Here is a 7,821-nt window from a genome sequence, read left to right on the forward strand (position 1 = left end):
ATGAATACGTATCAAAAACATTACGACGTTATCGTAGTCGGAGCCGGGCATGCAGGGTGTGAAGCCGCACTTGCCGCCGCACGAATGGGCTGCGAAACGCTCATCGTTACTATCAATCTCGATACTATCGCGAAGATGTCTTGCAACCCCGCTATTGGTGGACTTGCCAAGGGACATCTCGTTAAAGAGATAGACGCACTCGGCGGGGAGATGGCGAAAAATATTGACAAGACCGGAATCCAATTTCGACGTTTAAATACCAAAAAAGGACCCGCAGTTCGATCAAGCCGCGCGCAAGCCGATAAAAAGGCGTACCAAGATGAGATGAAACGTGTCCTTGAGGCACAGAAACGGCTCGACATCAAACAAGTATTAGTTGAGGAACTCCTCGTCGAAAAGGGGCGATGCATCGGAATTCTGAGTCAGACAAAAACCGCTTATTTCGGAGAGACTGTGATTCTAACGACAGGCACTTTCCTGAAAGGCATAATCCATATCGGCGATGTATCGTATAGTGCCGGGAGAGCAGGCGAGTCTTCCGCAGAGAAACTTTCTGAAAGTTTTTTAAGTCTTGGATTTGAGATTGGTCGGCTCAAAACTGGCACCCCGCCACGCGTCAACGCCCAAACCGTTGATTTCAGCGAAATGGAAATTCAACCGGGCGATGAAAATCCGCGTCCCTTCTCGTTTTTAACCCAACGGATTACACAGCCCCAACTTCCGTGTTACCTGACGTACACGAATCAACAAACGCACAAGTTAATCCGTCAGAACCTCCACCGATCCGCGATGTACAGCGGTCGTATTGTCGGCATCGGTCCCCGTTACTGCCCGTCAATTGAGGATAAGGTTGTCCGCTTTGCAGAGAAGACGGAACATCAAGTCTTCGTAGAACCTGAGGGACGAGATACCGACGAAATCTATCTCAACGGTATATCGGCGAGTCTACCTGAAGATGTACAGGTAGAGATGGTCCATAGCATCAAGGGGTTAGAGAATGCTGAAATTATGCGCTTCGGGTACGCCGTCGAGTATGATTTCGCACCCGCGACGCAACTGCAACCGACACTTGAGACAAAGCAGGTGCCAGGGCTCTATTTCGCGGGACAACTCAATGGGACCACAGGCTATGAGGAGGCTGCTGCGCAAGGGCTGATGGCAGGGATCAACGCTGCTTTAAAGGTAAAAGGTCAGAACCCTCTTGTCCTCGACAGATCGCAAGCTTACATAGCAGTCCTTATTGACGATTTGGTTACCTTGGACATCCGGGAACCTTACCGTATGTTCACATCGCGGGCTGAATATAGGTTAGCACTGCGAGAGGACAATGCAGATTTGCGACTCACCGAAATTGGTAGGCAGATCGGACTCGTTGATGATGACAGATATCACCAGTTCCAAAGGAAGGCTGCCGCTGTCGAAACGGAATTGGGACGTTTACAGGAAACCCTTCTCAAACCGACACCTGCGACGCTGGAGAGTTTGGCGAGTATTCTGGAGACAGGTGAATTGAAGCAACCCACATCCTTGGCAGAACTTTTGAAACGCCCGGAACTGCATTACGAGCAGATAACCGAGATCGTGCCGCCCGTTGAATCCTTGGATCCCGCTGTGACTGAGCAGGTGGAGATCCAGATAAAATATGACGGATATATTCAACGACAACAGCGACAGATTCATCAATTCAAAAAAATGGAAAATTTCCGAATCCCCGATGCCTTCGACTATGCCAACGTTCAGGGGTTAAAAACGGAAGCCCGTGAGAAACTCGCAAGGATCCGGCCCGCCTCCATCGGGCAAGCATCACGCTTGCCTGGTGTTTCGCCAGCGGACATTTCGATCTTGACGGTCATCCTTCATCAATATAACGCAAAACAGCAGTCGGCAGGATAGCGGTCAGCGTTAATAGTTGTCAGTCTTCGGTCTTCGGTTAAGAGGGTTTCTTGTAGCAATCTTCGCAAGTCTTGGAATATACCGAACTGGGGTAAATTGTTACCGAACATTTCTTGTAACTGACAACCGATAACTGAAACGATTTTCGTAGACGGGGAAGCCCATACGGGAGACCTCATACCGTTGATTCATCCGAACCGAAAACTACTAAGAGGCATGGCAATTGGCGAGGTACGAGCAGGACTTAAAAGAGACGTTCAATCATTACGGATTTCCGCTAACTGAACATCAGGTGTCACAATTCAATCTGTATCGCACTGAATTACTGCAGTGGAATCAACACATGAATCTAACTGCGATCACAGATGAGAATGAGATTGTTCATAAACATTTTCTGGATTCGCTAAGTGTCTTGGAATATATCTCGTTGGGAAGTGGTGATGCTGTGATTGATATTGGGACGGGTGCCGGATTCCCGGGAATCGCATTAAAAATCTGTATGCCTGATATACGGTTGACACTTGTTGAATCATCGAAAAAAAAGGTGAGTTTCCTAAAATTTATAATCGCCCAATTGAATCGGCATCAGGCGGTAAACACGCAGCAAAGGATAGACGTTGAAATATTCGCGGAACGTGCGGAAATTTGTGCACAACAGCAGAAATACATTCGCACATACGATTGGGTTTTCACCCGTTACGTCGCAGCAATTCGAGACTCGGCACCGTATTGCCTACCGCTACTGAAACCGACAGGAAAGTGGGTGGCTTATAAGTCCGGCGATGCAACGATCGAGAACGAAATTAATAAGAGTTCGGCATGTCTCAAGGCACTCGGTGGAATCGTCGAAACTGTCTTAAAGAATTCAAGGTTCAATCGAAGTTATGTTGTGATACACCGCGGCACCCCACAATCTTCGTTCTAAACTACTTCAAATGAATCTCTCCAGTGGAGAGTTCCCACTGCTTCGCAGGGTCCTACAAGTCTCTATAAGTGTGCGAAGCATAAAATAGGAATTCCTTTTAAGCACTCCAGCGGGGTGCCATGTCTATAGCCAGGAGCAATAGTTTAAAAAATGAATGTTGAGACAACGATTGCGAAGAAAAATATCTCTATCCTTCATATAGAAGGAAAGATTCTGGGAAATGCGTCTGACGCATTCCGTAAAGAAATGAGCGAACAACTTCAAACTGGACGCGATAAGTTAGTGGTTGACTTAATGAACGTGCCGTTAATTGATAGCAGCGCGTTAGGGGCAATTGTAATCACTTTGAAGTCCTGTCAGCAATCGGGTGGAAAATTAGTGTTACTCAACCCTCAGAAAGCCGTTAGAGAAGTTTTGGACGTAACGAAACTCAGCACTGTCATTGAGATTTATGATACGGAAGAGGGCGCGTGCGCCGCTTTTTAATAATACCTTGCGGAGTAACGACGTGCGTTCCGCAAACCTGCCCCCCAAATGTAAACGCAGGGATCCCCATAGCGAATAGCGTATGAGGGACAAATTATGCCATTTAAGGAGAACCTAATTTCATTACGGGCTATGCACTCTTTAAACGAACTCGTAGCTTGCAACAATACGCAGAAATACCCAATCAAAAACACGCAGGGTTTTTGATTGGGTATTTCCCCTGGATATACGGAAAGACACTTTATGCCTCAAATCCACCTGACCGAACCGCAAGGTAAATTAAAAAAATTTAACGTGGGGCTACGCGGTCAGCAGGTAGTTCTGTTTCTCTTAGTTTCTCTGATGCCGTTGTTCGTCGTTGCTTTGGCCATCAAATTTTTAGGCGAAAATGCGTTGAAGGAGTCTGTTGGCGAAAATCTTGTGCTACTGGCGCAAGAAAAACTTGCCCGAGCGGACACTGCTATTTCCGAAAAAATCGAAAAGATTCAAGCCGAACTTCCAAATATCCAAGCAGCAGTTGTGTATTCAAACACTGCCAACGACAAACAGAGCGTATTTCTCAGTGTATGGGCACGATTGGAGGATAGTATTCGCCTCCTTGAGACCTACGCAGGCTATAAAACTGAAGTAACCATTACAAATGCCTTCGGGTACGTTCTACGTTCAAACAATCAACAGTTGGATTATGACACCACGAAAATGTTCCCACATCGAGTGCAGAACAAGGACTGGTGGAAAAGAGCCTATAACAACGGCATAGGTTATCCGTTTGTAGAAGATATCGTCTATGATGAAGGGCGCGGCGTACATTTTCTTCCAATCGCACTCCCAATACGTGCAGCGACCCAAGGCTCCGTTACACAGCAGAAAAATAACACAGTCGGCGTGCTGAGAACATTTCTGTTTTTACCCGAGCTTACCGGTTTAGTTCAATCACTACCGGAATTGGCGGAAACATATACGATTCTAACGAGTTCATCTGGCAAAATCATTGCAGCTTCACCCCAAAGCGAGTATCGAATAGATAATTACATTGAGATGAGCAATGCCGCAGAGGAGGCGATTATTGAAGCAAAAAAAGGCAGTAATGGAAAGTCTTACGACTATGAATCCGAAGGTGAGACAGATACTTTCGGTGAACCTCGTATCTATGGGTGGGCGCGAACACAACTCTCAAGTATGGAGCCTTGGAAGGTTCAGCAGAACTTTAGCAACTGGATGCTCTTTACGTCGCGTCCCATCTCATCCGCTTACGCTGGCGTTGGTAGGCTGAACAGATATATTTTTTATGTTACCATCGGGTCAAGTTGTATCGTTATATTAATTGCGTGGTGGGCTGCACAGCGCATAGCCACACCTATATTGAAAGTTGCACAGGCAGCACGGAGCATCGGACAGGGTGAATTTGATAGCGAAATCACGGTTGATACCGATAATGAAGTGGGTGTGCTTGCTGAAGAATTCAATGAGATGCGTCGGAATCTGAAAAATGCCGTTGATCGATTAACACAGGAGGAGAAAAAACTCACAGCTATTGTAGACAATCTCGGTGAAGGTTTGATTGTTGTTGATCCTACTGGGCGTGTGCTCTATGTCAATCCTGTAGCTGAACGGCTGCTGAATTTAGAGGATACTGCTGCCTACGAAAATTTTATCGCTGTTGATACGGCAAACGGTACAATCTGCTGGACAAAAACAGTGGAGAGGGAAGGGAATACAGAAACCGATAGAAGAACTGTTGATATGGAAATATTGTCCTTCTCTCGGCGCGAAGGCACACAACACCAGACAATGGTCGTCGAAGTGAATATTGATGGTAATGGACAGGACAACTTGACGCTCAACGCCTCTTCTACGCTATCTAACAAGGCACGAGTTGAGCGTCAAAATTCTCGAGTACTCCGTATCATCGCAAGCCATTTTTCCGATGAACATAATAACATCGTTGGCACCGTTTATGTCTTTGATGATGTTACCGATGAACACGAAATAGAAAAAATGAAGTCGGAGTTCGTTTCGCTTGTATCACATGAATTGCGAACGCCACTAACATCCATCATCGGATTTATTTCGCTAATACTTGAGGGAAAAACTGGTAAAATTAATCAGAAACAACACGAAAGTTTGAGCCGGGCGCATCGTCAATCGAAGCGGCTCGCCGCTCTTATTAATGATCTACTCGACATCTCCCGAATTGAAGCAGGACGTATTGAGATGAAGCAGGAACGGGTCCAGATAGACAGAATCGCCAAACGGCGAATCGAGGAACTCCGTCCACAAGCAGACCAGAAGGCCATCTCTCTACTTTTTGAAAGGCAGTCTGATCTGTTACCTATGATTGGGGATGCAGATCGGATTGGGCAAGTTTTTATTAACCTCATCGGAAACGCCATCAAATTCACACCAGAGAGCGGGAAGGTAACAGTAAGAATATCGAAATCTCAGCAGAATCGGAGCGTAACCGATGGATTCCATGTGGAAGTCATTGATACAGGTCCAGGAATTCCGCCTGAAGATAGAGAAAAGGTGTTTGACAAATTCCGACAACTCGGAAGTATACACACACGGAAACCACAAGGCGGCACTGGTTTGGGACTTTCAATTGCCGCTGGGATAGTTGAAGCACACGGCGGACAATTATGGGTGGATGGCGGCGATGACGGCTCGGGATGCAACTTCCAGTTTTTTATGCCATTGGAAAAAAGGGAAAATGACTGAAACGATTTTAATTGTCGATGACGATCTTGACATCCTTGAATTGCTAAAAATGAACCTTGAACCGGAAGGCTATAACGTCCGAACCGCAAACAATGGTGAGAGCGCGATCCAAAGCGTATGCGCGAACCCTCCGGATCTCATTCTTCTTGATGTCATGATGCCACAGAAAAGCGGCTTTGAGGTCATTGAAGAACTAAAAAATATCGAACATACAAAAAATGTTCCAATCATTTTAGTAACGGCTCGTGGACAGACAGAAGATAAAGTCCTCGGTTTAGATACGGGCGCAGACGATTATATTACGAAACCTTTTGATCTCCGTGAGGTAACCGCACGGGTCGAAGCCGTCTTAGGTAGAACTCGACCCATTAAATACATTAATCCGTTAATGCGCGCCATGGGAGATAAATTCAGCGAAGAGGGATTACAGCAACTCGCTGGACATCTTCAAGCCGCCGCCGCTATTCAAAATAAATTGTTACCAGAACAGGCACCAAGTCTTGAAGAATTTGATATCGAGACACTGCTCCAAAGTTCAACATCCGTTTCTGGTGATTTCTATGATTTCATCCCCTTGAATGAGACACAGATCGGACTCGTTCTCGGTGATGTAAAAGGCAACGGTATACCTGCAGCACTGTTGATGGTCATGATTCGGACAGCACTCCGCTTGCTCTGTCATCAGGAAGACACTCCCGCGTCGATTCTCAAACGGGTGAATGACTTAGTGGTCCGAGACACTGAGGCAGATCTGTTTGCAACAATGGTTTACGGTATATTGGATATAGCAAATTCAACCTTTACATATTCAAATGGCGGGCACTGTTATCCGTTCCACTGGAAGCATACCGGCGAGATGGAGGTCTTAAAGACAGAAGGCATGTTGATAGGCGCATTTGAGGAAGCGACATTTTCAAGCGACATCTGTGATCTATCTCCCGGCGATATCCTCGTTTTCTATACCGATGGTATTACCGAAACGGAAACGCGAAAAAGTGAGATTACAGCGGAGAACACCAGTCAGAAAGAGGAGGCAGGTTCATCAGAAAACGGCTTGCCGATTACTGAGAGCCACTATGGAACAGATAGGCTTGCCTCCTGTATTTCCAAAAACGTCGGATTGTCAGCATCAGCATTATGTGATGCGATTGTTAACGATCTAACGCTGTTTAGTGGAAGCACAAATCCGCATGATGATAGAGCATTAATTATTATTAAGCGCGATATTTAAAATAATTATCAATTATCAGTCGCCGGCTAAAAGGGTTTTGGAGGACAATCTACCCAAACTTGGAGTATTCCAGAGAGGTGAATGAAGACAAAGAGACCTCTTAACTGAAACTGGAAACTAATAACCGACAACTGATAACTATAAAAGAAGGAGCTTCAAACGTGGGCGAGAGAACTGAGCAGGTTATTACGCTTTCTCTCCCAAGTTCAATGCGGCATGTTGATCTACTCAAAGTTATTGTCACTGAGATTTTGAAAGAAACAGAGTTTACAGAGGACATCCAAGAGCAGGCTAACCGTGCTGTCATTGAAGCGGGTATAAACGCGACCAAACACAGCAACAAAGAGAGACCGGAAAAACAAACGACTTTTCAGCTGATTCTTGCTGAAGACCAATTCAATGTTGCCATTGAGGACGACGGTGGGGAAGCTACGCCCGAGGAGACTCAAACTGAACGGGTGGTTAGACTTTCCCTCCCAAGTTCAATGCGACATGTTTACCTACTCGACGTTGTTGTCACTGAGATTTTGAAAGAAACAGAGTTTACAGAGGACATCCAAGAACAGAT

The 7,821-nt window shown here is 45.9% G+C and carries 6 protein-coding genes; all 6 read left to right on the plus strand.

The genetic code is table 11. The features are described from left to right. Window positions 1–1,893, plus strand: coding sequence for a tRNA uridine-5-carboxymethylaminomethyl(34) synthesis enzyme MnmG (mnmG, locus tag F4X88_19095; protein ID MYA58389.1), 1,893 nt, complete (start codon window positions 1–3; stop codon window positions 1,891–1,893). A 223-nt stretch (window positions 1,894–2,116) separates the two neighbouring features. Continuing rightward, window positions 2,117–2,818, plus strand: a complete 702-nt coding sequence (gene rsmG / locus F4X88_19100; GenBank protein ID MYA58390.1) for a 16S rRNA (guanine(527)-N(7))-methyltransferase RsmG — start codon at window positions 2,117–2,119, stop codon at window positions 2,816–2,818. A gap of 150 nt (window positions 2,819–2,968) precedes the next feature. After that, window positions 2,969–3,304, plus strand: coding sequence for an STAS domain-containing protein (locus tag F4X88_19105; protein MYA58391.1), 336 nt, complete (start codon window positions 2,969–2,971; stop codon window positions 3,302–3,304). A gap of 243 nt (window positions 3,305–3,547) precedes the next feature. Next, a complete protein-coding gene (locus F4X88_19110; protein ID MYA58392.1) occupies window positions 3,548–6,022 on the plus strand; it encodes a HAMP domain-containing protein in 2,475 nt (824 codons plus the stop codon). Beyond that, a complete protein-coding gene (locus F4X88_19115; protein ID MYA58393.1) occupies window positions 5,952–7,253 on the plus strand; it encodes a SpoIIE family protein phosphatase in 1,302 nt (433 codons plus the stop codon). The genes F4X88_19110 and F4X88_19115 overlap by 71 nt, the downstream gene beginning before the upstream one ends. Window positions 7,254–7,414: 161 nt before the next feature. Beyond that, window positions 7,415–7,821: hypothetical protein (locus F4X88_19120; GenBank protein ID MYA58394.1), on the plus strand; the 407-nt coding region annotated here is incomplete at its 3' end.

This window comes from Candidatus Poribacteria bacterium (genome assembly GCA_009839745.1).
Lineage (GTDB): Bacteria > Poribacteria > WGA-4E > WGA-4E > WGA-3G > WGA-3G.

Bases quoted from the DNA above. Each gene is read 5' to 3' on its own strand.
- mnmG (MYA58389.1), top strand. From the start codon at position 1: ATGAATACGTATCAAAAACATTACGACGTTATCGTAGTCGGAGCCGGG.
- F4X88_19105 (MYA58391.1), top strand. From the start codon at position 2,969: ATGAATGTTGAGACAACGATTGCGAAGAAAAATATCTCTATCCTTCAT.
- F4X88_19110 (MYA58392.1), top strand. From the start codon at position 3,548: ATGCCTCAAATCCACCTGACCGAACCGCAAGGTAAATTAAAAAAATTT.
- F4X88_19115 (MYA58393.1), top strand. From the start codon at position 5,952: ATGGCGGCGATGACGGCTCGGGATGCAACTTCCAGTTTTTTATGCCAT.